Origin of the sequence: Haladaptatus cibarius D43 (assembly GCF_000710615.1) — an archaeon.
In the GTDB taxonomy this organism is placed as follows: domain Archaea; phylum Halobacteriota; class Halobacteria; order Halobacteriales; family Haladaptataceae; genus Haladaptatus; species Haladaptatus cibarius.
Genome location: NZ_JDTH01000002.1, coordinates 103,913 through 120,029 on the forward strand (window position 1 = coordinate 103,913; position 16,117 = coordinate 120,029).

15 protein-coding genes and 1 pseudogene are annotated in these 16,117 nt (G+C 58.6%); 12 read left to right on the plus strand and 4 right to left on the minus strand.

Annotated elements, in window-relative coordinates:
* Positions 1-113 precede the first annotated feature (113 nt).
* Entirely contained in the window at positions 114-2,078 is a 1,965-nt protein-coding gene (locus HL45_RS05715; protein ID WP_049970192.1) for a 3-hydroxyacyl-CoA dehydrogenase/enoyl-CoA hydratase family protein, read from the minus strand.
* Between the two features lie 115 nt (positions 2,079-2,193).
* Here HL45_RS05715 and HL45_RS05720 point away from each other — a divergent pair, with 115 nt between their 5' ends.
* The 7 genes and pseudogenes from HL45_RS05720 to HL45_RS21565 all read left to right on the plus strand — a co-directional run bounded on the left by HL45_RS05720 (position 2,194) and on the right by HL45_RS21565 (position 7,911).
* A complete protein-coding gene (locus tag HL45_RS05720) occupies positions 2,194-3,348 on the plus strand; it encodes an acyl-CoA dehydrogenase family protein (RefSeq protein WP_049970193.1) in 1,155 nt (384 codons plus the stop codon).
* A gap of 69 nt (positions 3,349-3,417) precedes the next feature.
* Complete coding sequence (locus tag HL45_RS05725; RefSeq protein WP_233274697.1) at positions 3,418-3,771, plus strand: DUF7344 domain-containing protein; 354 nt, start codon at positions 3,418-3,420, stop codon at positions 3,769-3,771.
* Positions 3,772-4,023: 252 nt separating this feature from the next.
* A pseudogene (locus tag HL45_RS21560) lies at positions 4,024-4,308 on the plus strand (hypothetical protein); the annotation flags it as partial.
* Complete coding sequence (locus HL45_RS05735; protein WP_049970195.1) at positions 4,271-4,900, plus strand: S8 family serine peptidase; 630 nt, start codon at positions 4,271-4,273, stop codon at positions 4,898-4,900. The pseudogene HL45_RS21560 and the gene HL45_RS05735, both read left to right, overlap by 38 nt.
* 108 nt (positions 4,901-5,008) lie before the next feature.
* Positions 5,009-6,463 carry a S8 family peptidase gene (locus HL45_RS05740; RefSeq protein WP_144240017.1) on the plus strand — a complete coding sequence of 485 codons (1,455 nt, stop codon included), beginning with the start codon at positions 5,009-5,011 and terminating at the stop codon, positions 6,461-6,463.
* A gap of 636 nt (positions 6,464-7,099) precedes the next feature.
* Entirely contained in the window at positions 7,100-7,258 is a 159-nt protein-coding gene (locus HL45_RS21775) for a hypothetical protein (RefSeq protein WP_267879596.1), read from the plus strand.
* Positions 7,255-7,911, plus strand: a complete 657-nt coding sequence (locus HL45_RS21565; protein ID WP_267879584.1) for a S8 family serine peptidase — start codon at positions 7,255-7,257, stop codon at positions 7,909-7,911. Before HL45_RS21775 ends, HL45_RS21565 begins: the two co-directional genes overlap by 4 nt.
* Positions 7,912-8,450: 539 nt before the next feature.
* On the opposite strand, the gene HL45_RS05755 is transcribed toward HL45_RS21565, so the two are convergent.
* From HL45_RS05755 to HL45_RS05765, 3 genes are all read right to left on the minus strand, one after another.
* Positions 8,451-9,041, minus strand: a complete 591-nt coding sequence (locus HL45_RS05755; RefSeq protein WP_049971916.1) for a DNA-3-methyladenine glycosylase family protein — start codon at positions 9,039-9,041, stop codon at positions 8,451-8,453.
* A gap of 80 nt (positions 9,042-9,121) precedes the next feature.
* Complete coding sequence (locus HL45_RS05760; RefSeq protein ID WP_049970199.1) at positions 9,122-9,925, minus strand: DUF6498-containing protein; 804 nt, start codon at positions 9,923-9,925, stop codon at positions 9,122-9,124.
* 17 nt (positions 9,926-9,942) lie between these two features.
* Entirely contained in the window at positions 9,943-11,304 is a 1,362-nt protein-coding gene (locus HL45_RS05765) for an ATP-grasp domain-containing protein (protein WP_049970200.1), read from the minus strand.
* A gap of 135 nt (positions 11,305-11,439) precedes the next feature.
* Between HL45_RS05765 and HL45_RS05770 the strand changes: the two genes are divergently transcribed.
* From HL45_RS05770 to HL45_RS05790, 5 genes are all read left to right on the plus strand, one after another.
* Entirely contained in the window at positions 11,440-12,516 is a 1,077-nt protein-coding gene (locus HL45_RS05770) for a succinylglutamate desuccinylase/aspartoacylase family protein (RefSeq protein ID WP_049970201.1), read from the plus strand.
* 100 nt (positions 12,517-12,616) lie between these two features.
* Positions 12,617-13,009: a succinate dehydrogenase, cytochrome b556 subunit gene (gene sdhC, locus HL45_RS05775; RefSeq protein ID WP_049970202.1), complete on the plus strand. Its 393-nt coding sequence runs from the start codon at positions 12,617-12,619 to the stop codon at positions 13,007-13,009.
* A complete protein-coding gene (locus tag HL45_RS05780) occupies positions 13,009-13,374 on the plus strand; it encodes a succinate dehydrogenase hydrophobic membrane anchor subunit (RefSeq protein WP_049970203.1) in 366 nt (121 codons plus the stop codon). The genes sdhC and HL45_RS05780 overlap by 1 nt, the downstream gene beginning before the upstream one ends.
* Complete coding sequence (locus HL45_RS05785) at positions 13,375-14,253, plus strand: succinate dehydrogenase/fumarate reductase iron-sulfur subunit (protein ID WP_049970204.1); 879 nt, start codon at positions 13,375-13,377, stop codon at positions 14,251-14,253.
* Positions 14,254-14,269: 16 nt separating this feature from the next.
* Complete coding sequence (locus HL45_RS05790; protein WP_049970205.1) at positions 14,270-16,102, plus strand: FAD-binding protein; 1,833 nt, start codon at positions 14,270-14,272, stop codon at positions 16,100-16,102.
* The last annotated feature ends 15 nt before the right edge of the window (positions 16,103-16,117 follow it).

The following is a 16,117-nucleotide window of genomic DNA, read 5'->3' on the forward strand; positions in this document are numbered from 1 at the left end:
CATTGCTTTCTGCCGTACTAGTTTAAGCCTTGCGTTATCGACCGACAGCGGCAGTGTTTCACGGGGGAGTCGGTGTCACCCCGGAGGCCGATTTCGATTCCTGTCGCGTTCGCTTATTTCCCTTCGAACTCGGGGTCGCGCTTGCTCATGAAGGCCGTGACGCCCTCCATCAAATCGTCAGTGCTCATGAGGTGGCCGAAGGCTTGAGCTTCGATTTCGAGGCCTGCGTCGGTGCTCTCCCAGCCCTTGAGCATGGCGCGTTTCGTGTACTCCTGTGCGATTGGCGGGCCGCCAGCGAGTTTGCTGGCGAGTTCGAACGCCTTCTCTTCGAACTCGTCGTTCGAGACGACTTCGTTCACGAAGCCGTAGTCCGCCATCGTCTCGGGGTCGAATCGGTCTGCGGTGAAGATGATCTCCTTCGCGCGACCTTCGCCGACGATGTGCTGGAGGCGCTGGGTGCCTCCCCAGCCGGGAAGCAGTCCGAGGTCGTGCTCTGGCTGGCCGAGTTCCGAGCGCTCGCTGGCGATTCGGAGGTCGGCACAGGTTGCGAGTTCCATCCCGCCGCCGAGACAGTAGCCGTCGATTCCGGCGACCACGGGCATCGGACAGGATTCGAGTTTGCCGAACGTCTCTTGACCTTTGCGCGAGAGGTCGATGGCCTGAATCGGGTCTGCTCCGCCCGCGGCCATGCTCTGTACGTCCGCTCCGGCGGAGAACGCTTTGTCGCCCTCGCCTGTGAGCAGAATTGCGCGAACCTCGTCGTCCTCGACGACTTGGTCGATTGCGACCGACAGTTCACCGAGCAGTTGCGAGCTAATCGTGTTCATCCGGTGTGGGCGGTCGATGACGATGTTGCCCACCATGTCGCCGGGTTTCTCGATGCGAACGGTTTCGAATTCGACGCTGTCCTCGTCGCTCTGCTCGTAGAATCCAACGTCGGCACGCTCTCGGAGATACTCCGCAGGTTCGTATCGCTCTGCACCCGTTTCCTCGTGGAGGTCTTCTAAGGTTTCGAGGAGCACGTCCAGCCCTGCGTCGTCGGCCATTCGTGCTGGGCCTTCGGGGAAGCCAGCGCCGAGCATGACTGCTTCGTCGATTTCGTCCGCGGGCGCGACCTCGTTGCCGACGAGTTTCGCCACTTCGTTGGCCATCACGGCTTGGAGTCGGTGAACGACCGCCTCGCTTCCGGCGTCGGTCGGCACGTCCACGCCGCCGTTTTCGTAGTCGTAGAAGCCTTTGTCGGTCTTCTTGCCGAGGTTGCCCTCTTCGACTTTTCCGGCGAGGAGCGGGCACGGTTCGTAGGCGTCACCGAGAACGTCGTGCATGTATTCTAAGACGTGGTAGCCCACGTCGATGCCGACTTGGTCTGCGAGTTCGAAGCTTCCCATCGGCAGGCCGATGTCGAACTTCGTCGCGCTGTCCACTTCTTCGATGGTTGCGTCGCCGGATTCGACCATCCACGCCGCCTCGTTCATCAGGGGGACGAGGACGCGGTTGACGATGAAGCCGGGACTATCTTTGCGCACGCGAACGGGCGTTTTGCCCATCTCCTCGGCTAACTCCTCGGTTACGTCGAGGACGCCGTCCTCCGTGTGTGCGCCCGTGATGACTTCGACCAACTGCATCCGGACTGGTGGGTTGAAAAAGTGCATTCCACAGAACTGCTCGGGGCGGTTCGTCACCTCGGAGAGTTCCGTAATCGAGAGGCTGGAGGTGTTCGTGGCGAAGATGGTGTGGTCGGGCGCGTGTTCTTCCATCTCGGAGTACACGTCCTTTTTGATATCCATCTTTTCGGGGACTGCTTCGATGACGAAGTCCGCATCCGAGACGGCCTCGCCGAAATCGACGATTGGCGTAACCCGCTCCAGCGCGGCGTCGGCCTCGGCCTCGCTGAGTTGGTCTTTCTCGGCGAGTTTGCCGAGGCTCCATTCGATTTGGTCGTAGCCGTTCTGGACGAACTCCTCTTTGATGTCGCGCAGGTTCACGTCGTACCCCGCGAGCGCGGCGACTTCCGCGATTCCGTGGCCCATGTTTCCGGCACCGAGAACCGCGATAGTGTTGATTTCTTCTAGCTCCATGCAAATACCCTCTACATGAGGGTGTTTTAACGTTTCTCTCTCCGAACCAATAAACTTTGAATGAGTTTATATCCGGTTACAAAACGATTTATCCATGGCCCCGTAACTCGTTGCCATGGACTTCGAACTGACAAAAGAACAGCAAGCCATTCGAGACGAAGTGCGCAAGTTCGCGGAAAACGAGGTCGCCCCGGTTGCCAAGGAGTACGACCAGAAAGAGGAGTATCCGTGGGAAATCATCGACAAAGCCGCCGAGATGGGCCTGACCGGCGCGAACATCCCAATCGAGTACGGTGGCGCGGGCTACTCGCCGCTCGAAGTCGCAATCATCGTAGAAGAACTGTTCGCCGTTGACGCAGGTATCGGCCTCTGTATCACGAGCACCGCGTTCGGTGGCGACGCCATCCGGGAGTTCGGAACCGAAGAACAGAAAAACGAGTACCTCACGCCAGTTGCAGAAGGCGAAGCCGTCATGGGTACCGCCATCAGCGAACCCGACACCGGTTCCGACGTGTCGTCCGTCTCCACGACCGCCGAAAAAGATGGCGACGAATGGGTCGTAAACGGTAACAAAATGTGGATTACGAACGGCACCGTCGGCGACTTCTTCGTCGTGATGTGCAAGACCGACCCCGAGGCCGAAGACCGCTACTCCGGTTTCTCCCAAATCATCGTGGAATCCGACCGCGACGGCTTCGAGGCCGACAAGATTACGGGCAAACTCGGCATTCGGGCTTCCGACACTGCCGAACTCATCTTCGACGACGTGCGCGTTCCTGAGGAAAATCTCGTCGGCACGCGCGGCATGGGCTTCCTTCAGCTTATGCAGTTCTTCGACGAAACTCGAACCGCAGTCGCAGCGCAGGGTGTCGGTATCGCCAAGGGTGCCTGCGAACAGGCGCTTTCCTACGCAGAGGAACGCGAGCAGTTCGGTCGCTCCATCAGCGACTTCCAAGCCATTCAGCACAAACTCGCCGACATGCACACGAAGACGGAAGCGGCGCGCAACCTCACGTACAAGTCCGCGTGGAGTGTGGCGAACGAGGACGGCCAACTGACGCAACTCGCGTCGATGGCGAAAGAGTTCTCCTCGCGCATCGCAGTCGAATGCGCCGACGAAGCAGTGCAGATTCACGGCGGGTCGGGCTACGTCAACGACTTCGACGCGGAGCGGTTCTACCGGGACGCCAAGATCACCCAGATTTACGAGGGAACGACGGAAATCCAGAAAAACATCATCGCGCGCGAACTCCTCGGCAAAGGGTTCTAACTCGCGCCCAGCGATTGCCTAAGTGCTTAGGCGTTGCCCTTTTTATGGTATGTGACGACTACGCAGACGATGAGCTCTGACTCGACAGACCTGCCGAGTACAGGCACGAACAGCATTGGGTCAGACGACCTTGACGCCTTGATGGAATTGCTCGCGGATCATCGCCGTCGATACGCGCTCTACTACCTTCAAAATCAGGAGTCCGAGGTCGAGATAGACGAACTCGCCGGTCGAATCGCGGAGTGGGATTCGGATGCGAATGACAGAGAACGCATCCTAACCGAATTACGACACAAACATCTGCCGAAGATGGAAGAAGTCGGCATTATCGAACGAGACGGCGACGAAGTACGGCGTGAGGACGCAAACGACCCAATCGACCGGTATCTCGACCTCGCTGGCGAGGTCGAAGAACTCCCGTAATTTTTCTATCGCGTGTGGTAGTTGGAGAATATTCTGGAAGTGTCTGAATAAATCGGAAAAATGCCCTAATACACACAAAAATATAAAATATCACCAAACAATTATTTTCTATCTGTTTTCTCTGCCGTTTATCCCCTTATTGGTGTCGTTTCTGTAGAACCGCTGCACTAATCTAGACGCTAACATCTATCACAATATTAAAGTTAATATAAATTTATATTAGAGTAAACATCGGAAAATCCAACGAGACGTTCCTTTTTGAAGGGCGCAGGGGCCGCTCTAGGCGGACTTGCACTGACGACACCGACCGTTTCGGCGAGCGCATCCGAAGACCGGTATATCATCGGCCTGCAATCGGCGACGGAAAGCGATTTGGCCGGACTCGACATCGTCCATCGACTCGACCAAATCGATATTGCCATCGTCAAAGGTGAGGACGCACAGGTTCGGGGTACGCGCTACTCGAAAGACGTGGACGTCGCGCACACGCTTCCCGAAGTTGAGTTCGACGCCCGGGGACGATACGGCCGCGGGTAACGATTCCACGAACCTCGACGCCGACGGCGACGTCATCAGCCTCCCGAACGAGGCGGACAACGTCATGAGTATCAGCGCGACCGGTTCAATCGGCTACCGCTGGGACGACCCCGGCAACAGCGGCGAGAATCGGAACTATCGTGCCGCACTCCGTCACCTCCGCGAACCGACGACCGAACCGGCATTCTACACGAACTACGGGGCGGAAGCGGTGGACATCAGCGCGCCCGGCGGAAACGCCGACCAATCGGCTATCGGTACGGACGTGAACTGGCAGTACGACCTCGTGCTAAACACCATTTTCTCCGAAGAAAATGGCGAACGAGTTGCCGATTACGGCTGGAAGGCAGGAACCAACATGGCCGCCCCACAGGTGACCGCAGTGGCTGCACTGGTTAAAAGCGTCAATCCGTCTGCAACGCCGAAAGAAATCAGAGCGCACCTCGAATCGACGGCGCGCGACCTCGACAACCCGACCTATCACGGCGAGGGGTACCTCAATACGGTGCGCGCCGTGTGGAAGGAAATCAGAGACGACCATGACGATGACCGCGGACGACACCATCGGGGCGGTCACGACCGCGACGACTGATCAGTTTACGATCTGTCGCTTTTAGTACAAACTTCAGTAAACGTTCTCCTATTTCAATCAATATGAAGTATTAACACTGATATATATGAAGCCATATTCAACAAGTGGATGTCAAAAGATACCACACGACGCTCCTTTTTGAAGGGTGCAGGAATGGCACTGGGTGGCCTCGCACTGACGACGCAGTCGGTTTCGGCAAGTTCGACGGAAGACAGATATATCATCGACCTTGAAGACGCATCGGACGGCGTTCTCGATGGTCTGACCGTCGTCCACCGACTAGACCAAATCGGTATCGCAGTGGTCGAAGGCGAGGAAAGTCAGGTGCAGGGCACGCGCTACTCCAAAGACGTTGAGATGGAACTCAGTCAGGCGGACAAGGAGTACGACGAGGACGATGACGACGATGATGAGGATGACGACGAAGATGGCTCGTCCAAACCCTCGCGCTTCGACCTTCAATGGGACAAGCAGGCCCAAGAAGTGCTCGAAGCACACGAGGAAACTCGTGGCGAGGGAACTCGTGTCTCGGTCATCGACTCGGGTGCCTTGGAAACGCACCCAGACCTCGCTGGCGTCCTCAACACCGACCTTTCGAAGAACTTCACGGGCGATGGTGGGGACTACAACCCGATTATCAGCGACCACGGCACCCACGTCTCCGGAATCATCGCCGCAGATGGGTCGAGCGAGGACGGTATCCTCGGTACTGCGCCGGAAACCGACCTCGTCGCGCTTCGAGTGTTTACCGGCCCGTTCGCCACCTTCGGCGACATCATCGCGGCGATGGTGTTCAGCGCGGACATCGAATCCGACGTGGCCAACATGAGTCTCGGTGCGTACCCACTCCCGAAGGACGCTGACACGGCACTACTCCGAGACTCCATCGAACGTGCATCCAGCTACGCAAACGAGCAGGGGACGCTCATCGTCGCGGCGGCGGGCAACGACGGCGTCAACCTCGACACCGACGGCGACGTTATCAGTCTGCCGAACGAGGCGGACAACGTCATGAGTATCAGCGCGACCGGCCCAATCGGCTACCGCTGGGACGACGTGCCGAAAGAGGAGGAAGACGACGAAGACGAGGACGATGACGCGCTCGAAAACCTGAGAAAGCCGACGACGACGCCAGCACCGTACACAAACTACGGTGAGAAGGCGGTGGACATGAGCGCACCCGGCGGCAACTACGACGAAAGCGCGCCGGACACGGAGAACTGGCAGTACGACATGGTTCTCAGTACGATTTTCGAGTGGGGCGACAATGGAATGGTTCCCGCCTACGGCTGGAAATCCGGAACCAGCATGGCCGCGCCGCAGGTTGCGGCGACTGCCGCACTCGTGAAAAGTGAGAATCCGAACGCGACACCCGCTCAAATCCGCAGACACCTCATAGCGACCGCCGAGGACGTTGACCAGCCGACCTACAGCGGCGAGGGTCACCTTGACACGGAAGAGGCAGTCGAGGAAGAAATCGAGGATTCCGACGATGACGAGGACGACTACGAAGACGATGACGAGGACTACGATGACGACAACCACGAGGAAGACGACGACTGATTCGGTTCGTCGTTCGTCGTTGGCATAAAATTTCTCGTCCAGTTTCTATATAAATCATGTTATATGTAACCACTGATATAGTGCCACACAAATGTGAAAGTGGATGTCAAAAGATACCACACGACGTTCTTTCTTGAAATCCGCAGGGGTGGCATTGAGCAGTCTTGCACTGACGACGCAGTCGGTTTCGGCGAGTTCGACGGAAAACAGATATATCATCGACCTCGAAGACGCATCGGACGACGTTCTTTCCGATCTCACCGTCGTCCATCGACTCGACCAAATCGGCATCGCGGTCGTTGAAGGCGAAGAGAGTCAGGTGAGTGGCACGCGCTACTCCAAAGACGTCGAGATGGAACTCAATCAAGCAGAAGTCGAGGACAATGGGAACGGCGACGAACCCGGCCCGCACAAGCTTTCACAACTTCAGTGGGACAAACAGGCCCAAGGAACCGACGGCGTTCACGGTACCACGCGTGGCGGGGGAACCCGCGTGTCGGTCATCGACTCGGGTGCCTTGGAAACGCACCCAGCCCTCGCTAGCGTCCTCAACACCGACCTTTCGAAGAACTTCACGGGCGACGGGGGGACTACAACCCGATTATCAGCGACCACGGCATCCACGTCTCCGGAATCATCGCGGGAGACGACACTAACGGGAGTGGAATCTTCGGCACCGCACCCGGAACCGACCTCGTCGCGCTTCGGGTGTTTACCGGCCGTTCGCCACCTTCGGCGACATCATCGCGGCGATGGTGTTTAGCGCGGATATCGAATCCGACGTGGCCAACATGAGTCTCGGCGCATATCCACTGCCGGACAGCACCGACACCGAACTGCTTCAGGAGTCCATCGAGCGCGCATCGAGCTACGCAAACGAGCAGGGGACGCTCATCGTCGCGGCGGCGGGCAACGACGGCGTCAACCTCGACACCGACGGCGACGTTATCAGTCTGCCGAACGAGGCGGACAACGTCATGAGCATCAGCGCGACTGGCTCAATCGGCTACCGCTGGAACGACCCCGGCAACGGACGACGGATTCGGAACTACCACGCCGCGTTCAACCATCTTGAGGAACCGACGACGACGCCAGCGCCCTACACGAACTACGGCGAGGAGGCTATCGACATCAGCGCGGAGGGTGGCAACGCCATCCCTTCGGAACCCGAGGGTGAGAACTGGCAGTACAACATGGTTCTCAGTACGATTTTCGAGTGGGGAGACGATGGAATGGTTCCCGCCTACGGCTGGAAAGCCGGAAGCAGCATGGCCGCACCACAGGTTTCGGCCGCCGCCGCGCTCGTCAAGAGCGTCAATCCAGACGCCACGCCGAGCCAAATCCGTACTCATCTTGAATCGACCGGCGAGGACGTTGGACAGCCAAGTTACAGCGGCAAGGGTCACCTCGACGCCCGCGCGGCAGTCGATACGGAAATCGACAACTGAACGGTTACTCTGGTAGTCAACTATTTTATTCGGATAATCGCTTGAATGCGTCTGAACTAGTAACCCTGTACAAAACTTTTATTCCCATTTCTTATACTGCATCCAATAGACACAGTATGGCACAAAATACAGAGAGAGTTGTCCGAGAAGAATTCGGCCGAACAGCGATATGGCTCTTCTTCAGTCTTCTTGGCTGGAGTTTGATTATCCAGTACACTCCCGATTTCGAACCACGACTGATAATCTATATTGGAATCGTAATTGCCACAGCTATCGCTATGTCCATTGTTGTCGTTGCTATCCGACTAATGACCGGTAAGGAACTCAAAGGCGGAACTGAATCAAAGGATTTGATTCTCATAACGACCTCGTTTCGGAATACAGTATCGCTACATTCTTCGTCGACTGGCGGTGGGCGTTCGCTCCCCTTGCAATCGGTTCTGCGCTCGGAACGCTTGCGATGCTCCGACTTCGAGTACTTCCGGACGCCGAAAAGCTCGCGGGCGGGAACCGCTGATTGTCTTTTTCTTGGCTCTACCTCAGTCAGCCTCGTACTCCGCCCAGATGTATCGCGTCGCCAGCGACCGATACGGCCGCCACGCCTCGGCGATGTCGCGCATCTCCGCGCGAGTCATCTCCTCGCCGTCGCCGTACAGTTGTTCGATACCGCGCCGAACCGCGAGGTCACCGAGGGGAAGCACGTCCTCGCGTTCGAGGACGAACAGGAGGTACATCCGGGCAGTCCAGTCGCCGACGCCCTTGATTTCGGTGAGTCGGGAGACGACTTCTTCGTCCGAGCAGTCGGCCAATCCGGATTTAGTGTAGTCGTCGCGCTGGAAGGCTCGGGCCGAGTTTTTGATGTACTCTACTTTCGTGCGCGAGAGGCCCGCATCCCGAAGTTTTTCCTCGCTCGCGGCCAGCACGGTTTCGGGCGTCACCTCGTGGTCTAGCACGTCGAAGACCCGCTTTTTGACGGCCTTCGCGCTCGCCGTCGAGAGCTGTTGGTTGATAATCGAAATACAGAGTCGTTCGAATTCGCTCCAACTGCGCTCCGTGTGCGGGTCGTGTTTGTCGAGCAGAGCCGCCATCACCGGGTCAGTTCGGAGCGTGGAAAGGGCATCGTCGTTCATGAGTTGTCGTGTCACTGGTCGCGTTCGACAGTCGGTAGGGACGAGTCGAGAAAAGGTGTTTCTATCCGGTTCGCGTTTCGTTACGACGACGAACGTGGGTCTTCCGCGAGAAACCACGTCGCAAAACCGTTCGGGTTCGGCTCCGTTTCGGCTCGGTACTTCGACCATTCGATGAAAACCTTTCCGAGAACGACCAACGTCACGAACGACAGTACGACGGCTTCGTCGGGGATATGCAGGTTCGTTTGTTGAATAATCGCGCCGATGGCGAGAAGACAGAGAACACCGACGAAGAGCAGACACATGACGTAACAGAATGCAAAGAAGATGACTCGGCATGGTATTTCGAGAACCATGTGGGCGGACATCTCCTCGTACTGCCGGTCGGCGAAGAACTCACGCCGGAGTTCGAACAGATGCGACCCGGCGATTGCGACGGCTGTTCCGGCGAGTGAAAGGGAGTGCGTTGACAGGAGGTTGAGGGTGTTATCGAACATGAGCACAGGTTGGACTAACAGGCCGATTCCCCAAACGAGGGACAGCCCGGTAAGGCGGAAATTCCGGGGATACATCGGTGGCAACGATTCGAAGAGGGAGATGGTTCGCGGTTCGCCACCCCATCGGGATTCGTCGCGCGCTTTATCCCGACTGACGCCGGGGAGCGTCATCGTGCGACCCTTCGCTATGAGTGGGCGCTGGGCGAACAGCGCCGCACTGCCGTAGGTGAACAGGAGTATCCATATCTCTATCCAGTAAATGGCGAACAACTCGCTGATTCGCCAGTCCAACCAGATGATACCACCTAGCGGGAGAAGATTCGCAAGAAGGGTTGGTGCAAATCCGACACGAGATGCAGGTGTGTTTTCGTGTCTGTTCGCTTGCATTCGTCTTCTGTCGCTCGTTACTCCAGTCGCTCTTCTTCTTCCTCTTCCATCTCGACTTCGTCGTCGTCGTCCACGCGACGGCGCACGTCAACTTGGTAGTGTTTCAGGATGTCGCGGCCCAGCAGCACCGGGTAGTCCATGTGGCTCCGGTCTTCGATGCTCGCGGTAACCGTGTGGCGGTTGCCGCCGACGCCGACGACGACGTCCACGACCGGACGCGACTTGCTGGATTTTCGGCTTCCGGATTTGACTCGCGTCATGCTCTTGATTGGGCCTGCGCCGATTTGGGCCGCGAGCTTCGTGTCGATGCTCGTCCGGGTTGCGCCCGTGTCGGATTTTGCGAGAACGGTTTCGGAACCGCTGGTTCCGCCCACCAGCACGTCTTCGGTGTAACCGATGACGATGGTTTCCGTCGGGTCAGGACTGGTGCTGACGGGCTTACACGACGGAACCGAATCGTCCAGTGTGACGGATAGTTCGTCGACACGGTCGTGGTCGACTTCGCCGCCTGCGGCTTCGATAGCGGCCTTCGCTATGTACGGGGCCGCGCTCCGACCAGTTGCTTTGTACAGTCCTTTGAATCCCGCAGTCGGGTTGACTTCGAGGACGTACCAGCCGTCGTTACCTTCGATGAGGTCAACGCCGGCGTAGTCGAGTCCGATAACGTCGGTCGCTCGGCGAGCGATATCGACGACTTCGTCCGGCAGTTCGTGGGTCATGTCCTCCACGTCGCCGCCGAGCGCGACATTCGTTCGCCAGTCGTTTTCCGGCGCGTAGCGGTTCATCGCCCCGATGATTTGGTCACCGACGACGTAGACGCGAAGGTCGCGGTGTCGTCCCTCGTCTCGCTCGATGAGTTTCTGCAAGAACGCTTGTCGTTCCCCGACCCGCGGGTTGACCATCTCGTCCGCACCGACCTTCCACGTTCCGCCCCCGTGGGTTCCGATTGCGGTTTTGTACACCGCTTCGTCACCGAAATCCGGACGACCGTTGTTCAGTCGGTTGGTGTCGAGCGCGAGAAGTGCGTCTGGAACGGCGATACCGGCGTCGGCGAGTCTCGATGCGGTCGAGAATTTGTGAATCGCCGTCATCACGGCACACGGTCGATTGAGAACTGGGACGAGAGAGTCGTAGATGTTCGCTAACCCGAGTGCCTCGGATGGCTGTTCGGTGTTCGAAAGGAGAAGTCGGTTGGCGACAATATCAATATCTGGTTCGAGCGTGACCGCTCCGTCGTTGATGTCCACTGCTGTATTCTCGTGTCGAAGCCACTCCGGCTTGTGACCGAGGTCTTCGACAGCGTTACAGATTGCTTTCGTTTCCTTGCTGTTGTGTAGACTGAGTACCCCAACGCGAACAGGTGAGCCGTCGGCAGGCATGTATAGTACATTTCGGGGGTCCCGTCTTAAATCGTTCCCAGTCGATTTGAAGCGCCAACGAGCCTCATGCTAATAGTTTCGGCGATGGACATGTGTAGTAGTATGTTTTTATACGGTGACCCCCGAGTGCTGTACATGACTGGGGACGAGGCTGAACCGTTTACGTACAATGGCGGTATCGTAGAGCCGGGCGAGACGCAAAATATCCGGTACGGAATCAGTGAGACGTATCTCGGTGACCCGGTGCGCATTCCCGTAACTATCATCAACGGTGAACATCCCGGCCCGACGATTTTTCTCTCGGCGGCGGCCCACGGCGACGAACTCAACGGCATCGAAGTGGTTCGTGAAGTCGCCCACGACTGGAATCACGACGACCTGCACGGAACCATCGTCTGTCTCCCCGTGCTGAACGTCCCCGGATTTCTCGCCCAACAGCGCTACCTCCCCATCTACGACCGCGACCTGAATCGCTCGTTCCCGGGGCGCGAGGACTCCACCAGCGCGAAGCGGATGGCCGACCAGATTTATCGCAACTTCCTCGAACCGTGTGACCTCGGTATCGATTTCCACACGTCTACGCGGGGACGAACGAACATGCTCCACGTTCGAGCGGACATGCAAGACCCGGAAGCCGCGCGCCTCGCACGGGCGTTCGGTTCGAACGTCATCATCTCATCTACCGGCCCGTCCGGAACGCTTCGCCGAGAAGTTTCGGAGGGCGGCGCGCCGACCATCACCATCGAGATGGGCGAAGCCCACCGCTTCCAGCGACATTTCATCGACCGGGCGCTCGAAGGCGTGATGAGCGTCTTCGCGGAGTACAACATCCACCCAGACGACCCGGTAAAGTGGCCCGGTTGGCGCACGGTCATCGACGACGAGAAGGAAAAAACGTGGCTCCGCGCGGACGCGGGCGGACTGGTCGAGATGCACTACGACAGGGGGTCGCTCGTCTACGAGGGGACGCCCATCTGCACCATCACGAACCCGTTCAAAACCGAAAACGAACACGTCGAGGCACCCTTTACCGGCCTGCTCGTGGGTGTCCTCGAAAATCCCGTCGTCTACCCCGGCAATCCGCTGTGTCACATCGTCGAACTGAACGCCGACACCCGCCGGGCGCTCAAACGTGACCGCGCACACGCGGAATCCGAGGGCGACGTGCAACCGCCGGGCTACGTGGGAACGCCGGAATCAGTGGAGCAGTAGGACGGTAGAAAATCACTTCTAATCGACATTTCAATATACCGGCGAGAACGGCGGCAGGTAGTAACTTCTATTTGCCCCCGGTACCGACCATCCGACTGGAATGAGTCAATCGTACAACCGGGGCCTCGTCGAGGACTTCGGCCGATGGCGGGAATTTTCGGCCGGAATGTGGGCCTGGATTTTCCACAAATTCACCGGGTGGGTGCTTATCGGCTACCTGTTCACGCATATTGCCGTGCTAAGCACGTCCACTGCGGGTCCAGAAACCTACACCGCGACGATTCAGGGTCTCGAAAGCATATTTCTCGTCCGAGTCGGCGAAGTCGGACTGCTCGCCGTTGCCGTGTTCCATATCTTGAACGGCGTCAGACTCCTCTTCGTTGACCTCGGCATGGGACTGGAATCGCAGGACAAGAGCTTCTACGCCTCGCTCGTGGTGACCGCGGTCATCGTGCTTGCGAGTGTCCCGACCTTCATGCAGGGGGCGTTCTGATGGCAGAGCGATATTCGTCGTTCCAGAGCGGAAGCATGACGTGGTTCCTCCAGCGTGTCACGGCGGCGTTCCTCGTCGTGGTGCTGGCGTTCCACTTCTTCCTGCTCCATTTCGTCCACCATCCGGCGGACATCACGTTTGCGGATACGCAGGGACGGATGTCTGACTGGGGCTACTTCCTCACGATGACCCTGTTCCTCATCACGGCGACGTTCCACGGTGTGAACGGCGTCTACGCAGCCCTCGTGAACCAAGGACTGTCCGGCGGTCAGCAGACCGCCGTGAAGTGGGTGCTGGTCGTTGCTGGCCTCCTGCTCGCGGGACAGGGAACCTACGTCGCACTCGTCATGAACGGACTGATTTAAATGAGCACGCAAGTACCCGAAAAAGCCGAATCAGAGACCGAATCCGAAACCGAACCGGAGCGCACAGAAACCCCCGGTGACCGCAGACGGGCCGAAAAACGCGCCCGACAGCAGGAATCAACCGAGGTGCAGGAGACGACCGAGACGGAAGAAGAGTCAATTCACCTCAAGGTGTTCCGCTACGACCCCGAAATCGAGGGGAAGATGGAACCCCGATTCGACGACTTCCACGTTCCCTTCACGAAGGGAATGACCGTCTTGGACGCGCTCATGCTGGCGCGCGACCGATTCGACACGACGCTGACGTTCCGTCACTCGTGCCGTCAGGCCATCTGTGGCAGTGACGCGCTGTTCATCAACGGCACCCAGCGACTGGGTTGCAAGACCCAGATTTCGGACTTGGAAGAGCCAGTTCGCGTGGAACCGCTCCCGCACGCCGAAGTCGTCAAAGACCTCGTCGTGGACATGGAGCATTTCTACGACCAGATGCACGCGGTGGAGCCGTATTTCCAGACGAACGAGGCTCCGAGCGACGAACTCCAAGAACAGCATCAGACGCGCGAAAACCGCGAGAAAGTGAAGATGTCCACGCGCTGTATCTGGTGTGGTGCGTGTATGTCCTCGTGTAACATCGCGGCAGGAGACAACGAATATCTCGGCCCGGCGGCGCTGAACAAGGCGTTCCGATTCGCCATGGACGAGCGCGAAGGCGAGGATATGCGCGAACACCGTTTCAAAATTCTCGACCAAGAACACGGCGTCTGGCGCTGTCAGACCCAGTTCTCCTGTACGAACGTCTGTCCGAAAGACATCCCGCTGACCGAGCACATTCAGGAACTCAAACGCTCGGCAGTGAAGAACAACCTCAAGTTCTGGTAAGCCTAATTTAGCAACAATGTACGAACACGACGTAATCGTCGTCGGTGCGGGCGGTGCGGGACTTCGCGCGGCCATCGCGGCCCACGAAGAGGGCGCGGACGTTGCCCTCGTCACGAAGCTTCACCCCGTGCGAAGCCACACCGGCGCGGCGGAAGGCGGTATCAACGCGGCGATTCGAGACGGCGACTCGTGGGAAGACCACGCCTACGACACGATGAAGGGGTCTGACTATCTCGGTGACGCCCCGGCAATCGAAACGCTGTGTCAGGACAGTCCGAAAGAAACCATCCAACTCGAACACTGGGGAATGGCATTCTCGCGCGAAGAGGACGGAAGCGTCTCCCAGCGACCGTTCGGTGGCCTCTCGTTCCCACGAACGACCTACGCGGGGGCGGAGACGGGACACCACCTGCTCCACACGATGTACGAGCAAGTCGTCAAACGCGGCATTCAGGTGTACGACGAGTGGTACGTTTCCCGACTCGCTGTCACGAACCACGACGACCCCACAGAGCGCGACTGCCACGGCGTCATCGCCTACGACATCAAATCGGGCGAGGTGCAGGGCTTCACGGCCAAAAACGGCGTCATCCTGGCGACCGGCGGACTCGGACAGGTCTTCGACCACACGACGAATGCCGTGGCGAACACCGGCGACGGGGCCGCGATGGCCTACCGCGCTGGCGTCCCGCTGGAGGACATGGAGTTCATCCAGTTTCACCCGACGACGCTTCCTTCGACTGGAGTGCTGATTTCCGAAGGTGTGCGCGGTGAGGGTGGTATCCTCTACAACAGCGAGGGAGAACGGTTCATGTTCGAACACGGCTACGCGAACAACGAGGGGGAACTCGCGTCCCGCGACGTGGTCGCCCGCGCCGAACTGACCGAAGTGAACAACGGACGGGGCGTCAACGACGAGTACGTCCACCTCGACATGCGCCACCTCGGGGAGGAGCGCATCACCGACCGCCTCGAAAACATCCTCCACCTCGCGGAGGACTTCGAGGGCGTCAATGCGCTCGAAGAACCGATGCCCGTCAAACCCGGCCAGCACTACGCCATGGGCGGCGTCGAAACGGACGAAAACGGCGAAACCTGCATCTCTGGGCTGTACGCCGCGGGCGAATGCGCCTGCGTGTCGGTTCACGGCGCGAACCGACTCGGCGGGAACGCCCTGCCCGAACTCATCGTCTTCGGTGCGCGCGCGGGTCGCCACGCCGCAGGGAAAGACCTCGGCGAGCCTGAAATCACGACCGGCAAGACCGAGGACAGCGAACTCGGCCAAGTCGATACGCCCGTCGAACCCGGTGCAGTCGGCACGCCGGAAGACGCAGTGGCGGACGGCGGAACCGCGGTTACCGAACCGTCACAGACCGTCGAAACCGCGCTCGAAGCCGAGCGCGCTCGCGTCGAGAACCTCATCGAGAAGGACGAAGGCGTCCAGCAGGCCGAACTGCGCGCCAAACTCCAGAAGTCGATGACCCAGAACGTCAACGTCTTCCGGAACGAAGACGGCCTCAAGCAGGCGCTCCGCGACATCCGCGACGTGCGCGAGGAGTTCGAGAACGTCTACGTCAACGACCCGTCGCGGACGTTCAACACCGACCTCATCCACACCATCGAGATGCGCAACCTCATCGACCTCGCGGAGGCCATCACCCTCGGCGCACTCGCCCGCGACGAGTTCCGTGGTGCCCACTGGCGACAGGAACATCAGGAGCGCAGGGACGAAAACTGGCTCAAACACACGCTCCTCTCGTGGAACAACGGCACGCCTGAACTCTGGTTCAAGCCGTCCATCCTCGAAGGTGCGGAGAAGAAGTACGAACCGAAGATTCGAAGCTACTAAGTTCGACTTTTTCGG